This is a genomic window from Marinobacter changyiensis, assembly GCF_009193265.1.
Lineage (GTDB): Bacteria > Pseudomonadota > Gammaproteobacteria > Pseudomonadales > Oleiphilaceae > Marinobacter > Marinobacter changyiensis.
Map to the genome: position 1 here is coordinate 1,106,777 of NZ_VZZZ01000001.1, position 20,972 is coordinate 1,127,748.

Below are 20,972 nucleotides of genomic sequence, written 5' to 3' on the forward strand. Positions count from 1 at the left end.
CTTGCACTAACCCGCCAGGATGGCGATCACGATCAAGGAACAGATCATGCCTTCACCCCGGACTTCCGCACCCTGCGTGGCCACACCGTTCGATGCCACGAAGGGCCATTGGCTTGCGCTGTCATTGCTACCCGGCCTGGGTGTCAAACGATGGCATGTAATCTGCGAGCATCTTGATAATCCCGTTGAGTTACTGACCATGGGCCCCGCTACCCTCAAAGCACTCGGGTTGCCCCCGACCACCTGCGAGGCAGTTTTGGCCTGGCAGCGCCAAGACCTTCGGCACGAGCGAATCCTCCGTGCTTCGGATATCTGGCGGCGATGTCAGGACGAAGGCATAGAGCTGCTCACCCAGGGCTGTCAGGACTATCCTGTAGCCCTCCGGACCATTCACGATGCCCCTTTTGTGTTGTACCTGAAAGGTGAGCGCAGCCTGCTGAACCGTCACCAGATTGGCATCGTGGGCAGTCGCAATGCGACCCGGGGCGGACTGGATCATGCCCGTCAGTTTGCCGCGGCTCTCAGCCATCGGGGCTACCTGGTGACCAGCGGCATGGCACTGGGCGTTGATGGAGAGGCCCACGCTGGCGCACTCGATGCCGGTTTTCCCACCATTGCGGTGATCGGTACCGGGGTGGATGTGATCTATCCGCGGCAGCATCGGGGCCTGGCGGCGCGGATTGTAGAAAACGGGGCGATCGTTTCGGACTTCCCGCCGGGTACGGCGCCCAAGGCCGCACATTTCCCACAGCGTAACCGTCTGATCAGCGGCTTGAGCCAGGGCATTCTGGTCGTTGAGGCCAGCCCCAGAAGCGGTTCGCTTATTACTGCGCGGCTGGCGCTCGAGCAAGGCCGGGAGGTTTTCGCCATTCCCGGTTCGATACACAACCCCCTCGCCCGTGGCTGTCATCATCTTATCCGACAGGGGGCAAAACTGGTGGAGTCGGTTGCCGATATCGAGGAAGAATTGACGGCATGGTGGTCGGCGGACTCAACCCCCGACGTCGTCCCGGGCCAGCACGGAATGTCCAGAGCCCAAGCACCGAAGGCGATTTCTGCACCCCGCAAAGGCCTGCTGACCGAACTCGCCTGTCCGGATCATCTGGAGGACCGTGAAATCGCGGTTCTGAAAGCTTTGGGTTATGATCCGGTTTCAACGGATGATCTGTGCGTGGCCACCGGTCTGCCGGCTGACAAATTGATGCAAGCCCTGCTGATGCTTGAGATGGAGGGGCTTGTCGATGTGGCACCCGGGGGCTTTCAACGGGTTGTCTGATGTTCTGCACTCCAATACCGTAACCGGACGATGACTGACAAACACCCGACGATCTCCCAGTGGCATCTGCAGCAAACCCGCCTTATCCTCTTGGCCGGAGGGGTGATCGCCTATCCGACCGAAGCCGTGTGGGGCCTGGGTTGTGATCCGTGGAATGCGGATGCGGTCGACCGGCTACTGGAGCTTAAAGACCGGCCAGCCCATAAGGGCCTGATACTGGTGGCCGCCTCTGTCGCACAAATCGAATTTTTGTTGGCCCCGCTCAAAGACAGTCTGAGGCACCGTGCCCTGGAGTGCTGGCCCGGCCCGGTGACCTGTCTGTTGCCCGATATCCATCACCAGATACCGGCAAATGTGCGGGGTAATCACCGCTCGGTAGCGGTCCGGATAAGCGACCATCCGCTGGTGCAACAACTGTGCGAGACTGCCGGCGGACCGCTGGTATCCACTTCCTGTAACCCCACCGGGCGGCAGCCCGCCCGTCAGGTTTGGCAGGTACACCGTTATTTTGGCCATCAGCTTGATAAGGTGGTACCCGGTCGACTGGGTGGCCAGAAAAAGCCCAGCCAGATTCTGGATATTGCGACTGGTCGCTGGCTTCGTTAGGAGAACCACCATGGCATTACCCGAAACCGAAGCAGTTCGTCAGTACTTACTGACCCTTCAGGATGCTATTTGCAGTCGTCTTACGGCGGTAGATCAAAAGAACACGTTCAAGGAGGAGTCCTGGACCCGCCCGGAAGGGGGCGGTGGCATCAGCCGGGTGATCAGCGAGGGTGCGGTATTTGAAAAGGGCGGGGTTAACTTTTCCCACGTTATGGGCGCCACCATGCCGCCGTCAGCAACAGCGCACCGGCCACAGCTCGCCGGTGCGCCCTGGCAGGCCATGGGGGTGTCACTCGTTATGCACCCGAATAATCCCTACGTGCCCACCTCCCATGCCAACGTCCGTTTCTTTATTGCGACACCGCCCGACAGTGAGCCGGTATGGTGGTTCGGCGGCGGCTATGATCTGACCCCTTTCTACGGCTTCGATGAAGATTGCGTGCACTGGCATTCGGTTGCCAGAGAGGCCTGTGAACCCTTTGGCAGTGAGGTTTACAGAAACTACAAACGCTGGTGTGACGAGTATTTTTACCTCCGGCACCGGGACGAACCCCGAGGGATTGGCGGATTGTTCTTTGATGATCACAACAGTGGCGACTTCGAGGCAGATTTCGCCCTGATGCGCGCGGTGGGTGACAGCTATATCGAAGCCTACGAGCCGATTGTCCAGCGTCGTAAAGATACCCTGTTCGGCGACCGGGAGCGGGATTTTCAGCTTTACCGCCGGGGCCGGTACGTAGAGTTCAATCTGGTCTACGACCGGGGTACCCTGTTTGGCTTACAATCCGGTGGCCGCACAGAGTCCATCCTGATGTCGTTGCCGCCACTGGTGCGCTGGGACTATAACCGCAGACCGGAACCGGGCACTGAGGAAGCGCGGCTGACCGAGCATTTCCTGACCGGTCGGCTTTGGCTGGAGAATGAGCATGAAGAATGATCTTTACGCTGTCGTGGGCAACCCCATCAGCCATAGCAAATCACCCCGTATCCACAGCCTGTTCGCAGCCCAGACCGGTGAGCCGGTGGAGTACACCGCAATCCAGGCGCCATTGGACGGGTTTGCGGATACCGTGACCGGTTTTTTTGACCGTGGCGGCTGTGGACTCAACATAACAGTGCCGTTTAAAGAGCAGGCCTGGGCTATGGCCAGCAAGCGTACCTGGCGGGCGGAAAAGGCGGGTGCCGCGAACACCCTGTTTATTGACGGAGACGGTCATCTCACTGCCGATAACACCGACGGTGCAGGTTTGGTGGCGGATTTGGTGAAGAATCATGGTGTCGCGCTGGCGAACCAGCGGATACTGATCCTGGGTGCCGGTGGCGCGGTCCGCGGTGTTATGGGTCCGCTGCTGGCGGAACAGCCCCGGGCTCTGGTGATTGCCAACAGAACACCGGCCAAGGCCCGGGTGCTCGCCGACCTGTTTGCCGATGAGGTCGGGGCCACACAGTTGCGCGGTGGTGGCTTTGAGCAGCCCACCGAGGTTTTTGACCTGGTGATCAACGGCACCAGTGCCAGCCTGCAGGGGGAATTGCCGCCCCTGTCGCCGGCGATCATCGGCCCGTCTACGGTGGTTTACGACATGATGTACGGCCCGGATACCACAACGTTCAACCGTTGGGCTCTGGATAACGGTGCCAGGGCTGCTATTGACGGTCTCGGTATGCTGATTGAACAGGCCGCAGCAGCCTTTGCCGTATGGCGTGGTGTTCAGCCCGATACCGCTCCGGTTATTGCAGCCCTGCGAGACAGAGTGGGCTGAGCACCGACGATAGGCTATTCTGGAGCGATACAGGCGTTACAGACGCCGTCCGTCGTATGAACAGCCCGGCTGTAAATGATGAGGTGAGCTGTACACAAAAGGGTTATTCATGGATATTCTGACCCTCGTCGGACTGCTGGCGGGCATTGTTATTGTGGTGCTGGCCATGCTGGCGAACGCATCGCTGTTGACGTTTCTGAACCTGCCGGGGTTGGCCATTGTCATTGGTGGCACCTTTGCGGTCACATTGATCAAATTCCGACTGCCAACGGTCATGGGCGCTTTTCGGCTCGCGCTCACGACCGCGTTTACTGACCGGATGGAGCGGCCGGCTACGCTGATTCAGGAAGTCAGTCAGCTCGCCCGGCTGGTCAGAAAAGAGGGTATTCTGGGGTTGGAAAGTCATGAGACCGGAAACGAGTTCCTGCGCAAGGCCATCAACCTGTGCGTTGACGGCCACCCACCCGAACTGATTGATGAAGTCCTGTCACAGGATATCCAGCAAACCATGGAGCGCTATGATGTGGCTGAGCGGGTGTTCCGGGGTATCGGGGAGTCGGCGCCCGCTATCGGTATGCTGGGCACTCTGGTGGGGTTGGTGCAGATGCTGAACACCCTTGATAATCCCGCCGCTATCGGTCCGGCTATGGCGATTGCGCTGCTGACCACATTGTACGGGGCATTTATTGCCCAGCTCATTGCCCTGCCTCTGGCAGACAAGCTGCAACTCAAGGCCGAAGATGAGCAGCGCAACCGGTTACTGGTCGCGACCAGTATCCAGAACATCATGCAAGGCCAGAACCCACGGGTAATGACCGAGCTGTTGTCGGCGTTCATTAACCCGGATCAGAGGGCCGCGCTGGCCCGGCAGCCGGAGGCCTGAAGTTCGTGGCGGTGCGGCCACGACACCGCCCAAAGGTACGGGCTGGAACACCCGCCTGGCTTGTCACGTTTGCGGATCTGGCCACCTTGATGCTGACCTTCTTCATCCTGCTGTTGTCGTTTGCTGAAATGGACGTCGAAAAATATCGGGCAATGGCCAATTCTATGGCATCGGCTTTTGGCAGTGGCAATGTCTTGGCAGACTCGGTGGGCGGCTCGCCGCTGACGCTGATCGAAAGCGATGCCGTCTCATTGCCCCGTCCCGATAACTCACTGGCGGATGAACCCCAATTTATCGACGAGCGTTCGGATGACCCCGCGATTACCGAGGTGCCGGACGGGATTGTCGATCTGGCATCGCGATTGATTACGGAACTCGAGCCGGAAGTTGCAGCTCAGGCACTGAGCGTGAATTACGATACCCGCAAGGTCGTCATCCGTTTTGCCGAGGACGCCACCTTCCGGTCGGGTCAGGCGGCCCTCAAGCCGGGCATGGTGCCGATCATCGAACGCGTTGTGGAGGTGCTCGCGAGCTGCACCGGAGATGTGCTGGTGGCTGGTTACACCGATGACCGGCCCATAGTCAGCAACCGCTACCGGTCTAATTGGGACTTGGCCGCCGCCCGCGCGGTCTCTGTCGTACATGAGCTGGTGATGAACCGGGCTTTGCCAGCGCAACGGGTAACCGCAGCCGGCCGCGCGGAAACCAACCCTCTGGTGCCGAACGACAGCCCGGAAAATCGGGCCAGGAACCGTCGGGTTGAAATCGCCATCCGGGACCCGGCCTGCCAGGACAGCATACCGTCCAGCAAATTACCGGTTGAGATCCTGCCTTAGGGCTGCGCTTATGTCATCGGGTAAGGTTTCAATAGGGAATACGTATAAACAAACCGGCTTCAGGCCGGTATACTGTCGCCCCTCTGAATGACATGCGGGATGAGAGTAACGCCATGAGTGGACCGGAAAAACCAAAAGTACTCGATGAAGAGTGGAGTGATGAGCGGGTTAAAAGCTTCCTGTTCCTGAGTCCGTACGATGCCCGCGTCAACCCGGATTTCCACGTGCTGTTCAAGGCCTATCAAGCGATGCGCGCCGAGGACTTCGAGCGCTTCGTCGGCTTTTTCACCGAGGCCGGCCGTGATCTGAATGCATTGAGCGAAAATGGCCAGACCATTCTGGATCACATCTTGGAGCATCGCCGCAGTGCCGAGTACGCCAGGGCACTCAAAGCGGCCGGTGCGCAGACCGGGAAGTAATGCTCCCCGGCCCGGCGGCGGCTAACGGGTTATTGAACCTCGACTTCAATGGCACGAGGCTGGGCCGGCTCCACTTTCTTCAGAGTGAGTGATAATACCCCATCGCTAAAGCGAGCCTGGACGCTGGACTCCTCAACGTTGTCCGGCAATGTGAAGCGACGCAGAAAACTGCCGTAAAAACGTTCTACCCGGTGTTGTTTCTCATCGGATGTTTCTTCCACTTTGTGGCGCTCGCCCTGAATGCTCAGGACGCCGTCTTGCACGGTCACTTTTACATCGTCTTTGTTCAGACCCGGTAGTTCGGCTTCAATCAGAAAAGCCTCCGGCGTTTCCTTGATGTCGACTGCCGGTGCCCAGTCACTGCGACGCATCAGATCCTTTCCTTCCTGATCGTCGTTGGTGCGGGTCAGACCAAACTGGCGGTTGTAACGATCGAGCAGATCCTCGAACTCACTGATCGGATTCCAACGGGTGATTCTGGTCATGAATTAGTTCCTCCTACGAATCTGAAATCACGGTGATGTCAGCTTCGCTCGCGAAACAGCCCACCCCAGTGGCGCCAACTGACGGGGTATCCGTGAACTCTGCCTATTTCGGGAAATAGGAGCGGGACATTAAATTTCAAGTACTGGAAACAAAAAATTTCCACGCTACCCGTCAGCTTTCATGATCCCTGTCAGCCCTGACGAAACGCATCAGTCGTTGAGGTAGTCGTCCTTGAGGCGGACATAATTTGCTGCCGTGTAAGTGAAAAAACGACGCTCCTGCTCGGTCAGAGCCCGTGCCTTTTTGCAGGGGCTGCCCACATACAGATGCCCTGATGCCAGAGTTTTGCCGGGCGGCACCAGGCAGCCGGCGGCTACGATCACTTCGTCTTCGACCACGGCGCCGTCCATAATTATGCAACCCATGCCAACCAATACGCGACTTCCTATCGTACAACCGTGAAGCAGGGCCTTGTGACCAACGGTGACGTCGTCACCCAGGGTCAGTGGCCAGCCACCCGGGTTAAAATCGCTGGCGTGGGTGATGTGCAGAACCGAGCCATCCTGGATACTGCAACGCTGGCCGATCCGGATCCGGTGCATGTCGCCACGGACCACAGTCATTGGCCATACTGAGCAGTCGTCGCCCAGGATGACGTCACCAATTACCACGGCGCTGGGATCAACCCAGGTGCGGGCGCCGAAACTTGGCGTGTTACCCTTGTGAGATCGGATAGTCGTCATTACATATACTCTTATTGATTTATTCAGGGTCTAATTCCTAAATTACCGGACAACCCGAACGCTGAGAAGGGCATTTATGAACAATCCGCTACTGAACGACGAGATTCTACCGCGCTTCGACCACATTCGGACTGAGCACATGGAGGTGGCGATCGATCAGATTCTGAGCGATAACCGTATGCAGATCCAGAATCTGGCGACGCAGCCTGAACCCACCTGGGAGACGCTTGCGTTGCCGATGCAGGGCCTGGAAGATCGCCTTAACAAAGCCTGGGCGGTGATTTCACACCTCAACGGCGTGATGAACAACGATGACTTGCGCAAGATCTACAAACGCTGTCTGGAGAAACTGACCGAGTATGGTACTGAGTTGAGCCAGAACACCGAACTTTGCGAGAGTTATAAAAAACTCGCCGCCAGGGAGGATTTCAGCCAGCTCAGTGAAGCCCAGCAAAAAGCCATTAACAACACCCTGCGAGACTTCCACCTCGGTGGTGTCGATTTGCCGGCGGACAAGAAAACCCGCTACGCGGACCTCAAACGGGAGTTGGCGGAGCTCTCCAACACGTTCAGCGATAACGTACTGGACGCCACCCAGAACTGGTCAAAGCTGATTACCGACGTTAACGAACTGGCCGGTGTGCCGGAGTCCGCGCTTGAAGGCGCCCAGCAGACGGCGAAGTCCCGGGATCTGGACGGTTATCTGATAACACTGGATTTCCCCAGTTTTTACCCGGTCATGACGTATGCGGATAACCGTGAATTGCGCCGGGAAGTCTATGAAGCCTTTGTCACCCGCGCTTCCGACCTGGGCCCGGACGCCGGGACCTGGGATAACACCCAGGTTATGGCTGAGATCCTCAAACGCCGGCATGCCCTGGCGCAGTTACTGGGTTTCGATAACTACGCTGAACGCTCCCTTGCCACCAAGATGGCTCGAAGCGTGGACGAAGTGCTGGGCTTTTTGCATACCCTGGCGGAGAAATCCAGGCCGGTAGCGGAACAGGACATCGCTGACCTCAAGGCATTCGCCCGCCAGAGCCATGGCGTCGAGGAGCTTGAAGCCTGGGATATCGGCTATTACAGCGAGAAGTTACGCCAACAGCGTTATGATGTTTCGCCAGAAGCTTTGCGCCCCTGGTTCCCGGCAGACAGGGTCGTTCCCGGCCTGTTTGCGGTGGCCGAAAAACTGTTCAATATTCAGATCGAGGCCAAACCGGAGGTGCAAACCTGGCATCCGGATGCCACAGCCTACTGCATCAGCCGGGACGGTGAGCCGGTCGCCTGGTTTTATCTCGATCTGTTCGCCCGTCAGGGCAAACGGGGCGGTGCCTGGATGGCGGATTGCAGTGTGCGCTGGCGTAACCTCAGCGGCCATCTGCAATTGCCGGTCGCCTTCCTGACCTGCAACTTCACAGCGCCCATTGGGGACAAGCCTTCGCTGCTGACCCACGACGAGGTCACCACGCTGTTTCATGAATTCGGTCACGGCTTGCACCACATGCTGACCCAAGTGGACGTAGCGGATGTTTCCGGTATCAACGGTGTGGCCTGGGATGCGGTCGAATTGCCCAGCCAGTTCCTCGAAAACTGGTGCTGGAATCCGGAATCACTGAACCTGATAGCAAGCCATCATGAAACCGGCGAGCCCCTTCCCCGGGACCTGCTGGAAAAGTTGCTGGCGGCTAGGAATTTCCAGGCCGGTATGCAGATGGTCAGGCAACTGGAATTCTCGCTGTTTGATTTCCGCTTACACGCGGAGTACACCGACACCGCACCGACCATCCCACTGGAGATGCACCGCAAGGTTCGGGAGGGCATTGCCGTGGTGCAGTCGCCCGAATTTAACCGCTTTCCCAACAGTTTCTCGCATATCTTCTCCGGCGGTTATGCGGCTGGCTATTACAGTTACAAGTGGGCCGAAGTGCTGGCCGCGGATGCGTTCTCGTTGTTCGAAGAGCGGGGCATCTTTGATCCCGACACTGGCCGGGCGTTTCTGGAAAACATCCTGGAGAAAGGCGGCTCCCGGGAGCCGATGGAGCTGTTCAAGGCTTTCCGGGGCCGGGAGCCGGAAGTCGATGCGCTATTGCGCCAGACCGGTATTACCCAGCAGCCGGCCGCAGCCTGAACCGGCGCGGTGTGAGCGCCGAATGTCACGGTGCTCACCACTTTTTATGGAGATTGAGTATGGCCAGTCCCAAACGCTTTATTGCCGGCGCAATCTGTCCCCGTTGCGCAGAGATGGACAAGATCATGATGTTCACCACGGAGGAAGGCCAGGTCCGGGAGTGCGTCGCTTGCGGTTTTTCCGACCAGCAGGCAGATCTGGAAGAGACTGCGGAGCTTCAGACCCGGGTTAACAAGCGTAAAAACGTAGACGACCACACCGTCAAACAGGTGGTGTTTTTCAAGGCCGGGGCAAATGACGATTAGGGCCAATCCGGGTCAGACCCGGTCCCACGCTAGCCGGTGGATTCCTACCGACAGCATCGGTAGCGCCGGGTCCTATTACAGGCTCTGATCATCCAGCCAGACAAAGCGCGGCACCTGCTCCCCTGCAACCTCGACGGTCTCGGTAAACATGGTGAGGGGGCGGACCCACAGGCTGAAATCTCCGTACAGGCAGCGATAGACCACCATCTGTTCTTCGGTTTCGCTGTGGCGTGCAACACCGAGAACTTCGTAGTTTTGTCCCTTATAGTGTTGATAGCGTCCGGGTTTAATGGTTGTGGTCATCTCTTCTCCCCTTTCAGATTAGCGTTTGCCCAGAATAAGAAGAGCCTCAGTTTTTAAGCTTGTAACGGCCTGGGCCGAGGAAAATAACCGCCAGTGCGGTAAACAGAAAGAAGCCCTGTAGCTCCAGTGCCCAGCCACCGGAGCGCCCCAATGCTAACAGCTCGTTGCCATGGGCCAGGGCAATTGCCACCAGCATGTTGAACACAATTAACAATGCACCGATACGGGTCTGATAGCCAAGGATGACCATCAACGGTGCTATCAATTCACCAATAAAGACGCCGTAGGCAAAAATGGTCGGGATGCCATGACCGGCCAGCATGCCCTCAATGCCGCTGATGCCGTTGAACAGCTTGGCAACGCCATGAAACAGCATAAGGCCACCAAGGGTCAGACGAATGATCAGTTTTCCGAAATCGGCATTTTCAAGCATGGGACAGCATTCCTGAGGGGTCTGTGCGGACTTACCGTTTGAACAGGCGTTATTAGAGCCCGCGAATATCCTGATGTAAAGGTGCCAGCAGAGCAAGTAGCCGGTTCTGGGCGCCAGTGGGGATGCGGTTCTGTTCCATGGCGAGTATCAGGTTCTCTGTCAGCGCGTTGAACTGAGTTTCGGTAATGGCCATGGCGGAGTGGGATTCCCGCATCTTCCGCCCGGTATACAGGCAGGGTCCGCCGCTCAGTTCGCAGATCTGGTCGGACAGCTGCCGGTGAAAATGCGCCACATCAATACCCTTGAACTGAAAGGCAATGCGCTCGTCTTCCACGATCAGATAGAGCAGATTTTCCACCATGGTCTCAATCCCTGCCCGTTCACCCAGGGCCTGGTACAGGTCTGCGTCCCGATGATCCGGTGTGTGTGGGTGCTGACACGCAGTCAAACCTCCGAGCACCAGCAGCAACAGGGTAAAGCGAATGGCGTTCATAAAGCGCTCCGGTGTCATCAAAAGCTCCCCTGCAACGACAGGTACGCACCCTGCTGATTCTCCAACCCGGCAATATCACCGAGATTTACCCAGGCCGCGGTCACTGCGAGGCTGCGATCCGGGACCCAGGCTATGAAAAGATCCCACCAGTCGTCTTCCCTGGCAAAGCCCAGATTATCCGGTTTTTGCCGGTACTCCACGCCGGCCAGCCAGCGCCGGTCGATGAATACCCCCAGACTGGATTCGAACTGGGCTTCATAGCCATCATCCTGATCACCGCCAAAACCAAGCAGCCCCCCCTGGTTGGCCTTCGTGCCACGAACGGTGATGTTAGCCAGCAGGTTGCGATCCAGTACAGCCGCAAAAAACAACTTGCTGCCCGAGAGGTACACGTCGGTACCGGAGTCATCCCGGGCGCCGACCGCATCCGGAATGGTAAACGTCCGGTTGCGCTTATGCTGGAGCCCGGCAGACCACTGGCCGTAACGATGGTAAAGCACGTCACCCCAAAGCCTGGTTTTTACGCCGAAGATGTCCTGGCTCAGTTCGTCCTCACCCAAGGCGGCACCCAGGGTGTCCAGATCCAGGGTCTGGCGACCCACACTGACTTCCAGCCGATTACGCCAGTTCAACGTAACCCCGGTGAAGCTGACCGTGAAGTCATCGAGTTCTGCCCGCGTCAGCGCCAGGGTGCCGCCCCACTCCCGGTCACTGGCATAACCGCTGAGCATCGCCCAGGGCACCAGCCCACCGCCGGCGCTGCCTTCAATGGTAGTGACACCGCCAGTGGCCCAGATTCGGCTGCCAGGGTCGGCACTTGCCATAGGAATCACCAGGGCGGCTAACACAAGAGTGGTACAAGAGGTTCGGATCAGCCGCATCATTTATACAGCTCTGGCAAAGGGTTGAGAGCAGGCCGAAGGTCCGCGACCCGTGCGGTAAACTCGTCCGCCCATTGCGCAATTGCATCGGCGTCCATGGGTCGCCCGAGGAAGAAGCCCTGAGCCAGGTCGCAACCCCAGGACTGCAACAAATGCCAGCTTTCGGAGTTTTCTATGCCTTCGGCGACTACGCTCAGGCCCAGGCCATGGGCCATATCAATCGTTGACTTCACGATCAGTTGATCCTGAGGTTGGGTGTCCAGATTCAGCACAAAGGATTTGTCGATTTTAAGTTCGTGTACCGGGAGCTGGCGCAGCTGGGTCAAGGATGAGTAACCGGTACCGAAATCATCGACGGACAGTTTCACTCCCAAAGCTTTCAGTTTCTCCAGGGTTTGTATCGCGGTGTCGGCATCGTGCATAAGGACGCTTTCGGTGATCTCAAAGGTCAGCTGGTCCATTCGGCCTCGCCACTGGTCGAACACCGCAAGCACGTCACCGGGCAGGTTTCGATCGGCCAGATCCAGAGCTGACAGGTTTATGGCAACGCCAATGTTGAGGCCCGCCTGGTGCCATTGCTGTGCATCTGCGGCGATCCGTTTCAGGATAAAGTGAGTGAGCTCATGAATCTGCCCGGAACGTTCCGCCAGAGCGATAAATTCCTCCGGGTTGATAAAACCGAGCTCCGGGTGCTTCCAGCGTATCAGTGCCTCGACCTGGGTGAACCTGACCTGTTCAAACCGTATCTTGGGTTGGTAGTTCATGAACAGTTCGCCACTCTGGCGTGCGCCGGCCAGATCACGGATCAGCCGCAGCTCGCGCAAGTGCAATTCATCGCCACCGGGCTCGTAGAAGGCGATCCGGTTATCTGTTTTGCGGGCACGCTCCAGGGTCAGCCCGAGTCGACGGCGAACTTCATCCAGGGTTCTGGCATCCTCCGGTACCCTCAGCACCGCAATATGAATCTGCAGGTTGATCGGGGTGTCCCGGATAACCACCGGGAGTTCGGCGTGGCTGCGAAGCCGGGTCAGCTGTTTCCGTAACTGGATTTCGTCTTCGCCTTGCAGCAAAGCAATAAATTCATTGCCACCGGTTCGGCCAAACGGACAATCGGGCGGCACCTGCCCCCGCAATCGCAAGCCCGTCGCCAGAATGGCCTGGTCGCCAATGCCGAACCCCAAAGTGTCGTTCAGGGCCTTGAAGTCGGTCAGTGAAAAACCGATCAGGTAGCCAGGTTGACGTTGCTGAAACCATTGCAGCAGGACCTGTTCGACGGCTTTCCTGTTTGGCAGGCCGGTCAGGTCATCGTGCAAGGCGTGATGCCGGATACGATGCTCGCGCTCTCGAATCCGGAGGCGCATCTCGGTCAGTGCATTACACAGGGTGTTGAGTTCACCGCTGGTTTTCAGATCGGGTGGTTCTGCCGCCGGGTTATTGCCAATTGCCGCAGCAAAATGGGCCAGCTCCAGTACCGGACGGCCCAGGGCGCGGGCGGTGATCAGTACCAGCAGGCCGGCGATTGCCAGCGCAGCAATGACCAGCAAGGCCATGTCAAAGGCGAGCTGGTAATAGGTTTCAAGGGCGGTTGCACGGTCGCTGAGCAGCAGTGCGGTGATGGTTGAGTCTGGTGCATCCCTGAGCGTCAGGGATTTTACGAAGTAACGCCGGCTTTCCATCAGATCGGAGTCGTTCATCAGGTCGAACTGTTCGAGCACGCCTGTTTCCATCGCGTCGCCGGGCAAGCTGCTGGCAAGTATCGTTGCCCGGTTGCCATCTCGGCGTTTGAAAACCACATCTGTGCCGGTCAGGCCACCGATAAAGTCAGCAAATTCATTGTCGAGGGGAAACCCGGCTGCCAGCCAGGCGCGCAGCCCGGGGCCCTGAATCGGGACGATCAGTACCTGATAGGCGCGATCTCGCCAACTGACTATCTCGGTGGCAAAGCCGCGCTCCCGGGCGGCCGAAAGCACCCGGCCGAAAGGCATTTGAGAGCCGTTCTCGAGGCCCTGCAGGTTGGCGATCAAATCACCCTGGTTGTCCGCCAGCATCGCAAGGTTGGTGCCGGCACGAGCCGTGTGATTTGCCAGCGCGCTGGTGATGGTGGGGGTGTCACGGCTGGCAATAGCCGATTTGAAGCCGAAGTCCTCAACAATCACCCGGAGGTTGGAGATCAGCAGTTCATTGCGGCGGTCGATAACTTCTTTGGCAATGCCGCCGGCGACATCCAGTTGCCTGGCAGCCCGGGTTTTTTCCTCTTCAAACAGATACACCAGCATGACGCCCGCGATGCTGACACTGGTGACAACTACCACCGTCAGCATTGCCAACATCAGGCGGCCACGAAAACCGGGTTTAGTTAAAGGTTTGTTCATCACAACTCACGAAAGCGTCGTTGCAAGCCTTTCAGGCCATTCTGCTCGGCTACCGGTTCGGGCATGACATCCAAAGTCAGGGTTTGCTGGATGGGCAATGGGCCCTGAAGTGTCTTGCTCAAAGCCACGCTGTTGTCTTTCAGCCCTGGATGCCAGACCTTGAAATGAAGTGCACCATCGGAATCCAGAGCCTGGACATCAAACCGGCTGATCCCGTCTGCGCCGGTGCGTGCGACCTGGCGAGTGTCCGCGACTACTATAAATCCCTGCATCTGATCGTGAATGTTACACCCCAGCTCGACAATGCCGGCCGTGTCGAAGGTAATGGGCGCTTCCGGCTGGCCAGCGTACAGCTCGATATTGAGGGGTTTGGGGGCAGAGAAGGAAAACACATGATGCTGAGTATTGTCCCGGTTGGGAAAATGGACCGGTGAGCCTTGGTTGACAATCAGCGTGTGGGGTTGGAACGCGCGGTGTTTCTGCACCATTTCTGCTGGCTCGGGTACCGGTTCGCTACCGTTCTCAATCATGATGACCACGCCCGGCAGAGGCGTACCGGACGAGTCGATAAACGTAAGCGTCGCCGAGGCGGCCAGCGCCGGTAGTGGTCCCGATAATGCAACTGAGGTCAGCAATCCTACGGAGACCTGCCTCAGAAAATCGCGCTTAAACATCAATAAATCCAAAAATTTAAAGGTCGGTGTTACTCAAAGAACAATAGGTGGCAAATACGTATTGGCTTGCCGCCCGTACCTGACACCTTGGTTCAGGAATCAAGGTGTCAGCTTCTGGGGCCCAGCATAAAGTGAATATGGTTTCTGATCAGCAGATTTTCCCAGTATTCCCTCATCCAGTCCCAGGCTGCGTGCTTGACCTGATGTACGAAAGGATCAAGATTCAGTTCGTAATAGTCCGGGGATCTGGCAATTTGTAGCACGGTGATCGTGATTGACTGGTCCAGCTCGTTGGCAAAAGGCTCTCCGATCAGTTGGTGGGCCAGAAGGTTGGCCTGAATGGCCTCGATGTCTACCAGCTGACTGCTCCGGATGGACCGGTTGTTCTCGTACATCTCTTCCATCAAACGATGACAGAGATAGGCTTTTATCAGCAGCCCATCCAGTCCCTCGTATTGAGCCAACAGCACCGATGGCTGGGTAAAATAACGGGTAGCGGCCTTGATAAAGGGGTAAAACAGGGCACTCTTTCCTGCCTCTCGGGCGCACGCATCTACGCATTCGATCAGACGGGGCGCCATTTCGATGTACTCGATAGCAAATTGAAACAGGCATGTCGCCGGCTGGTAACCCTCTACGGTAATACTGTCCGGCAAGCTGGCCGCACGGGCTCGCATATGCCGTAGAAATTGTCCGGAGCGGGCTTCTTGCCGGCGAGCCTGGTCAATAATGTTCAATACCGCCGCTGGTGTCATGTCAGGAATTGCCAATGTATGTACTGAATAGGGTCGCAAGGCGCCTCCCTCTATCCCAAGCAATCAATAGTCACAAGGCCGCGGCGGGCTGGCTACGCCGCAATGCAGGCCATTTCTGATCAGTGTAGTTGAGATTTTCAGGGCTGCTTGGGCATCGCAATCTATATGAACCAGGTGTCATGCTTCCAGTGCTTTTTGAAAAACCAACCCATGCTGGCGGCACGGGCCAACATCAGAGCGATGAGTGCGAACCAGAGACCGTGGTTGCCCCAGGCCGTGGTCAGCCACCACACCGGCAGAAAAACAACGAATGCCGAAAACAGCATAGTGTTCTGCATTTCCCGGGTTCGGGTGGCCCCGATGAAGATGCCATCGAGCAGGAATCCCCACACGGCGGCCATGGGCAGCACCCAGAGCCAGGGCAAATAGAGCCGTGCGGCAGTGTTGACCTCATCGATACTGGTCAACAGCCCTATCAGGGTGTGGCCCGCCACGACGAACAGCAGCGTGAAAAGGCCGGTGCCCCAGAGTGACCAGCGCAGGGCGATGCGACAGACCACGCGAAACTGGCTGCGGTTTTGTTGGCCTATCGCTTCTCCGACCAAGGCTTCGGCGGCGTTGGCAAAGCCATCAAGACCGTTGGAGATGATGAGCAAAAAGGTGATCAACACGGCGTTGGCGGCCAGAATGACATCGCCTTGTTGAGCGCCTTGGGCGGTGAAAAACGCCAGTACCAGCAGTAACGTGACGGTGCGGACCATGATGTAGCGATTTACATTGAGGATACGGCGGTAATCTGACCATTGGCCGAACAGCGCCGGAGTGAGTCTGGTGCCCTCCGGCATGCGCCGGAAAACCAGCCAGAACCCGAGGCCGGCTGCTGAATATTCTGCGATCACCGTTGCCAATGCGACCCCTTTGGCGTTCCAGCCCAGAACCGTTACAAAGATTACGTCCAGAAGGATGTTCAGCCCGTTGGCAATGATCAGCATCAGCATGGGACCGCGGGGAAACTGGGTGCCGATCAGCCACCCGACCAGGGTGTACTGACACAATACCGCGGGAGCACTCCAGATTCGGATGCTGGCGTATTCCCCAGCCAGGCGGGCAACCTCTTCACTGGGATCCATCAAATGCAGCCCGATGCTGATTAATGGCCGGTGAAACAGGATTAAAAGCAGTCCGATGACAACCGCAAGCAGGATGGATCGCACTAAAAGCGCAATCTGGCCAAAAGAATCACTACGACCAAAAGCCTGAGCTGCCAATCCGGTGGTTCCCATCCGCATGAAGCCGAAAGTCCAGTAGAGAATACTGAACAGGTTCGCGGCAACCGCTACGGCACCCAGGTATTGCGGACTTTCAAGGTGGCCCAGGACAGCGGTGTCTACCAGCCCAAGCAACGGGACAGTAAGGTTAGTCAGCATCAGAGGCCATGCCAGTGCCCAAAGCCGACGATCGGTTTGGGGCAGGAGACCGCGGGTGTTAAAACGACGGATCATGGTGATTGAACGCTCATTTGCGGGTTAGCCAAAAGTCGATATATTCGTTTTGGTTATAGATAATAGTATTTAAAGACACTTAAATTTCAATCAATGTTTTGAGACTTTGCCCCGCCCGCGTCTATACTGCACGCCTACTAACCGGGAAAGACTTCCGTTTTTGATTCGGCGGCGTGTGGGAGAGCATCCTCCGGAACCCGAATTCGTGAAGCAATACTTCCTGCAGCAGAAGCAGACAGTATTACGCAGAACATACGGACAAGTGATCTGAATTCTTGCTGGCCATTCCTGGACAGCCTGATAGCGGACCTTTGTCATCAAAAGAACAATACTCTGTGGAGACACGTTATGCGTGTGCACGCAAAGCGGGCAGGCGCCCTTTTGGGCGCAAGTCTGGTATCCGGCCAAGCAATGGCGGACTGGACGTTAAACATGGCACCGGGCGTAACCGGCACCAGTAATGAGATTTACGATCTGCACATGACCATTCTGTGGATTTGCGTTGTCATTGGCATCGCAGTCTTCGGTGTCATGTTCTGGTCTATTTTTGCCCACCGCAAGTCAAAGGGCTACAAGGCTGCTCACTTCCACGAGCACACCTCAGTCGAAGTGCTCTGGACGATCATTCCATTTGTGATTCTGGTTGTCATGGCGATTCCCGCCACCGCCACCCTTGTTGATATGTACGATTCGGCAGAAGCGGACATCGATATCAAGATTACGGGGTACCAGTGGCGCTGGAAGTACGATTACATCGATGATGAATTCGGCTTCTTCTCGAACACCACCACGCCACAGGATCAGATCTACAACCGTCTCGACAAGGGCGAAAATTACCTGCTTGAAGTCGACAATCCGATGGTGATTCCGGTTGGTAAGAAGATCAGGTTCCTGGTAACGGCCAGCGACGTTATCCATTCTTGGTGGGTACCGGCGTTTGGAGTCAAGAAGGATGCGATTCCGGGTTTTGTCAACGAAACCTGGACCCGGGTCGATGAACCGGGCATTTATCGTGGCCAGTGCACCGAGTTGTGCGGACGCCTGCACGGTTTTATGCCAGTAGTCGTCAAAGCGGTTCCCCAGGAAGAGTACGACGAATGGAAGGCAGAGCAAGTCGCGAACGCCGAGCGTGAGCGTGAGTTGACGGAGAAGGACTGGAATCTGGATGAGCTGATGGAGCGCGGCGAAAGTGTTTACGCCTCCAACTGTGCTGCCTGCCACCAGGCTGATGGTAGCGGCGCGCCGCCAGCGTTCCCTGCGCTCAAGGGCAGTGCGATTGCAACAGAAGACCTGGAAGCGCATCTGGATGTTGTGGTTAACGGCGTATCTGGCACCTCCATGCAGGCGTTCGGTGAACAGCTCAGCGAAGTTGACCTGGCAGCTGTCATTACCTTCGAGCGAAACGCCTGGGGTAACGATACGGGTGAGATGGTTACACCAAAAGATGTATTTGATTACAAGAATCGGGAGTAATCTGACGGAAAGTCAGGGCTGACTGAGCCCTGACCAGACGCCACTTTCTTCAGACAAAAATAAACATCGCCGGCAACTGAAATCACGCGGCTACGGGGGTTTTTCATGAGTGCGGTCATCGATACCCACGCCCAGGATCATCATCACGGTCCCGCTAAGGGCTTTTCAAGATGGTTGTTAACCACCAACCATAAAGACATCGGGTCTATGTACCTGATCTTCAGCTTCGCCATGTTCCTGCTGGGCGGCTCGATGGCGATGGTCATCCGGGCAGAGCTTTTCCAGCCGGGTCTGCAGATCGTGGAGCCAGAATTTTTCAACCAGATGACCACCATGCATGGGCTGATCATGGTCTTTGGTGCAGTCATGCCGGCCTTTGTGGGCCTGGCGAACTGGATGATCCCGCTGATGATCGGTGCGCCCGATATGGCGTTGCCACGAATGAACAACTGGAGCTTCTGGTTGCTGCCGTGCGCTTTCCTGATTCTGGTTTCCACCCTGTTTATGGAAGGTGGCGCGCCTAACTTCGGTTGGACGTTCTACGCGCCGTTGTCGACGACCTACGGGCCACCCAGTACGACCTTCTTTATTTTTGCTGTGCACATCATGGGCGTGTCCTCCATCATGGGTGCAATCAACGTGATCGCGACGATTCTCAACTTGCGCGCCCCTGGCATGACGCTGATGAAAATGCCGCTGTTCGTCTGGACCTGGCTGATCACGGCGTTCCTGCTGATAGCGGTAATGCCGGTATTGGCGGGCGTTGTCACCATGATGCTGATGGACATCAACTTCGGCACCAGTTTCTTCAACGCGGCCGGTGGTGGTGATCCGGTACTGTTCCAGCACGTGTTCTGGTTCTTCGGGCATCCCGAGGTCTATATCATGATTCTGCCGGCGTTTGGTGCGGTGTCAGAGATCATTCCGGCGTTCTCCCGCAAGCGACTGTTTGGTTATGCCTCAATGGTCTACGCGGTGGGTGCCATTGCGCTGCTGTCGTTTGTAGTATGGGCCCATCACATGTTTACGGTGGGTATCCCGATTGCGGGGCAGCTGTTCTTCATGTATGCCACCATGCTGATTGCGGTGCCAACCGGTGTGAAAGTGTTTAACTGGGTCGCTACCATGTTCCGGGGCTCGCTCAGCTTCGAAGCCCCGATGCTGTTTTCTGTGGCCTTTGTCATTTTGTTCACCATCGGGGGCTTCTCCGGTCTCATGCTCGCCATTGCGCCGGCCGACTTCCAGTATCACGATACCTACTTTGTGGTTGCCCACTTCCATTACGTGCTGGTGCCGGGTGCTATCTTCGGAATCTTCGCGTCGGCGTATTACTGGCTGCCGAAGTGGACCGGTCACATGTACGACGAAACTCTCGCTCAGACCCATTTCTGGCTGTCGTTTGTGGGCATGAACCTGGCCTTCTTCCCGATGCACTTCCTCGGGTTGGCTGGCATGCCACGCCGGATTCCGGACTACGCATTGCAGTTCGCAGACTTCAATATGGTTTCAAGTATCGGTGCCTTCATGTTTGGCGCTTCGCAGTTGCTGTTCCTGTTCATTGTCGTCAAGTGTGTTCGTGGCGGCGAGAAAGCACCAGCGAAGCCATGGGAGGGTTCGGAAGGGCTTGAGTGGACGATTCCGTCACCAGCGCCTTACCACACGTTCTCAACGCCACCCGAGATCAAGTAGAGCGTGGCAGTTGGAAAGACAACAATAAACGATAACGGATAAGCCGTCGGAGACTGTCATGACGACACACCAGACTTATTATGTACCGGAGCAGAGCAAGTGGCCGATTATTGCCACGGTAGGACTTGGGGTCACGATGTATGGCCTGGCTTCGATTATGGTTAATGGCTCCCAGGGCGAGTCTACTACCGGTGCCTGGATTACCTTCAGTATTGGTAGTCTGATCATGGTCTATATGCTGTTTGGCTGGTTTGGCAGCGTCATCAAGGAAAGCCGTGACGGTCTCTACAGTCCGCAAATGGACCGGTCTTTCCGGTGGGGCATGAGCTGGTTCATTTTTTCGGAAGTGATGTTTTTTGCCGCCTTTTTTGGTGCCCTCTTTTACGCCCGCACGTTCGCGATTCCCTGGCTGGGAGGCGAGGGCGATCGGGGCAGCAGCAACATGCTGTGGGAAGGTTTTCAGGCGACGTGGCCGTTGCTGAACAATCCTGATCCGGAAGCGTTTCCGCCCCCGAAAGAAATTATCAACCCCTGGCACCTGCCGCTGATCAACACTATTCTCCTGGTGACTTCGTCTTTTACCGTGACTGTTGCTCACCATGCTTTGAAGCACGGCAACCGCAAAAAGTTAAAGGCATGGCTGATTGCGACTATTGTACTGGCCCTGGTGTTCATAGGATTTCAGGCCGAAGAGTATGTTCAGGCCTATACAGAACTGAATTTGACTCTGAGATCGGGTATTTACGGCAGTACCTTCTTTTTGCTGACCGGTTTCCACGGTGCCCACGTTATAATGGGCACATTGATGCTTACCATCATGCTGATTCGAATCCTGAAAGGGCATTTTACCGCCGAGAAGCACTTTGCTTTTGAAGCGGCAAGCTGGTACTGGCACTTCGTTGACGTGGTCTGGCTCGGCTTGTTTGTGTTCGTGTATATCCTCTGACGAACCTCC

Annotated in this window: 22 protein-coding genes; 12 read left to right on the top strand and 10 right to left on the bottom strand. The window is 56.8% G+C overall.

Annotated features, from left to right (window positions below):
• Positions 1–46 precede the first annotated feature (46 nt).
• The 7 genes from dprA to F6Y09_RS05340 all read left to right on the top strand — a co-directional run bounded on the left by dprA (position 47) and on the right by F6Y09_RS05340 (position 5,780).
• On the top strand, positions 47–1,276 hold the full coding sequence (gene dprA, locus F6Y09_RS05310) for a DNA-processing protein DprA (RefSeq protein WP_152205836.1): 1,230 nt from the start codon (positions 47–49) through the stop codon (positions 1,274–1,276).
• 30 nt (positions 1,277–1,306) lie between these two features.
• Complete coding sequence (gene tsaC / locus F6Y09_RS05315) at positions 1,307–1,882, top strand: L-threonylcarbamoyladenylate synthase type 1 TsaC (RefSeq protein ID WP_152205837.1); 576 nt, start codon at positions 1,307–1,309, stop codon at positions 1,880–1,882.
• Positions 1,883–1,892: 10 nt separating this feature from the next.
• Positions 1,893–2,819 carry an oxygen-dependent coproporphyrinogen oxidase gene (hemF, locus tag F6Y09_RS05320; RefSeq protein ID WP_152205838.1) on the top strand — a complete coding sequence of 309 codons (927 nt, stop codon included), beginning with the start codon at positions 1,893–1,895 and terminating at the stop codon, positions 2,817–2,819.
• Positions 2,809–3,642: a shikimate dehydrogenase gene (gene aroE / locus F6Y09_RS05325; protein ID WP_152205839.1), complete on the top strand. Its 834-nt coding sequence runs from the start codon at positions 2,809–2,811 to the stop codon at positions 3,640–3,642. The genes hemF and aroE overlap by 11 nt, the downstream gene beginning before the upstream one ends.
• A gap of 109 nt (positions 3,643–3,751) precedes the next feature.
• A complete protein-coding gene (locus F6Y09_RS05330; RefSeq protein ID WP_152205840.1) occupies positions 3,752–4,525 on the top strand; it encodes a MotA/TolQ/ExbB proton channel family protein in 774 nt (257 codons plus the stop codon).
• Positions 4,526–4,530: 5 nt separating this feature from the next.
• Positions 4,531–5,361, top strand: a complete 831-nt coding sequence (locus F6Y09_RS05335) for a flagellar motor protein MotB (protein ID WP_246180313.1) — start codon at positions 4,531–4,533, stop codon at positions 5,359–5,361.
• 113 nt (positions 5,362–5,474) lie between these two features.
• Positions 5,475–5,780: a PA4642 family protein gene (locus F6Y09_RS05340; protein WP_152205841.1), complete on the top strand. Its 306-nt coding sequence runs from the start codon at positions 5,475–5,477 to the stop codon at positions 5,778–5,780.
• A 29-nt stretch (positions 5,781–5,809) separates the two neighbouring features.
• Here the strand turns inward: F6Y09_RS05340 and F6Y09_RS05345 are convergent, their stop codons facing one another.
• Together F6Y09_RS05345 and F6Y09_RS05350 are read right to left on the bottom strand one after the other, a co-directional pair.
• A complete protein-coding gene (locus tag F6Y09_RS05345; RefSeq protein WP_152205842.1) occupies positions 5,810–6,265 on the bottom strand; it encodes an Hsp20/alpha crystallin family protein in 456 nt (151 codons plus the stop codon).
• Between the two features lie 210 nt (positions 6,266–6,475).
• Complete coding sequence (locus F6Y09_RS05350) at positions 6,476–7,009, bottom strand: gamma carbonic anhydrase family protein (RefSeq protein ID WP_152205843.1); 534 nt, start codon at positions 7,007–7,009, stop codon at positions 6,476–6,478.
• 76 nt (positions 7,010–7,085) lie between these two features.
• Here F6Y09_RS05350 and prlC point away from each other — a divergent pair, with 76 nt between their 5' ends.
• Together prlC and F6Y09_RS05360 are read left to right on the top strand one after the other, a co-directional pair.
• Positions 7,086–9,137, top strand: coding sequence for an oligopeptidase A (prlC, locus tag F6Y09_RS05355; RefSeq protein ID WP_152205844.1), 2,052 nt, complete (start codon positions 7,086–7,088; stop codon positions 9,135–9,137).
• A gap of 59 nt (positions 9,138–9,196) precedes the next feature.
• Positions 9,197–9,442, top strand: coding sequence for a YheV family putative zinc ribbon protein (locus tag F6Y09_RS05360; protein ID WP_152205845.1), 246 nt, complete (start codon positions 9,197–9,199; stop codon positions 9,440–9,442).
• 75 nt (positions 9,443–9,517) lie between these two features.
• On the opposite strand, the gene F6Y09_RS05365 is transcribed toward F6Y09_RS05360, so the two are convergent.
• From F6Y09_RS05365 to F6Y09_RS05400, 8 genes are all read right to left on the bottom strand, one after another.
• Positions 9,518–9,745, bottom strand: coding sequence for a DUF1653 domain-containing protein (locus F6Y09_RS05365; protein WP_152205846.1), 228 nt, complete (start codon positions 9,743–9,745; stop codon positions 9,518–9,520).
• Between the two features lie 46 nt (positions 9,746–9,791).
• Positions 9,792–10,178, bottom strand: coding sequence for a DoxX family protein (locus tag F6Y09_RS05370; protein WP_152205847.1), 387 nt, complete (start codon positions 10,176–10,178; stop codon positions 9,792–9,794).
• A 52-nt stretch (positions 10,179–10,230) separates the two neighbouring features.
• Positions 10,231–10,671: a group I truncated hemoglobin gene (locus F6Y09_RS05375; RefSeq protein WP_152205848.1), complete on the bottom strand. Its 441-nt coding sequence runs from the start codon at positions 10,669–10,671 to the stop codon at positions 10,231–10,233.
• Positions 10,672–10,688: 17 nt separating this feature from the next.
• A complete protein-coding gene (locus F6Y09_RS05380; RefSeq protein WP_218944113.1) occupies positions 10,689–11,552 on the bottom strand; it encodes a DUF3034 family protein in 864 nt (287 codons plus the stop codon).
• On the bottom strand, positions 11,552–13,924 hold the full coding sequence (locus tag F6Y09_RS05385; RefSeq protein ID WP_152205850.1) for a putative bifunctional diguanylate cyclase/phosphodiesterase: 2,373 nt from the start codon (positions 13,922–13,924) through the stop codon (positions 11,552–11,554). Before F6Y09_RS05385 ends, F6Y09_RS05380 begins: the two co-directional genes overlap by 1 nt.
• Complete coding sequence (locus tag F6Y09_RS05390) at positions 13,924–14,598, bottom strand: cupredoxin domain-containing protein (protein WP_152205851.1); 675 nt, start codon at positions 14,596–14,598, stop codon at positions 13,924–13,926. The genes F6Y09_RS05385 and F6Y09_RS05390 overlap by 1 nt, the downstream gene beginning before the upstream one ends.
• A gap of 107 nt (positions 14,599–14,705) precedes the next feature.
• Complete coding sequence (locus tag F6Y09_RS05395; protein ID WP_152205997.1) at positions 14,706–15,353, bottom strand: hypothetical protein; 648 nt, start codon at positions 15,351–15,353, stop codon at positions 14,706–14,708.
• 161 nt (positions 15,354–15,514) lie between these two features.
• Positions 15,515–16,855, bottom strand: a complete 1,341-nt coding sequence (locus F6Y09_RS05400) for an MATE family efflux transporter (RefSeq protein WP_152205852.1) — start codon at positions 16,853–16,855, stop codon at positions 15,515–15,517.
• Positions 16,856–17,203: 348 nt separating this feature from the next.
• Here F6Y09_RS05400 and coxB point away from each other — a divergent pair, with 348 nt between their 5' ends.
• The 3 genes from coxB (at position 17,204) to F6Y09_RS05415 (ending at position 20,963) form a co-directional block, all read left to right on the top strand.
• A complete protein-coding gene (gene coxB / locus F6Y09_RS05405) occupies positions 17,204–18,328 on the top strand; it encodes a cytochrome c oxidase subunit II (protein ID WP_152205853.1) in 1,125 nt (374 codons plus the stop codon).
• 105 nt (positions 18,329–18,433) lie between these two features.
• Positions 18,434–20,017 (top strand): cytochrome c oxidase subunit I, encoded by a 1,584-nt coding sequence (gene ctaD, locus F6Y09_RS05410; protein ID WP_152205854.1) that lies wholly within the window; start codon positions 18,434–18,436, stop codon positions 20,015–20,017.
• Between the two features lie 58 nt (positions 20,018–20,075).
• Complete coding sequence (locus tag F6Y09_RS05415) at positions 20,076–20,963, top strand: cytochrome c oxidase subunit 3 (RefSeq protein ID WP_152205855.1); 888 nt, start codon at positions 20,076–20,078, stop codon at positions 20,961–20,963.
• Positions 20,964–20,972: the final 9 nt, after the last annotated feature.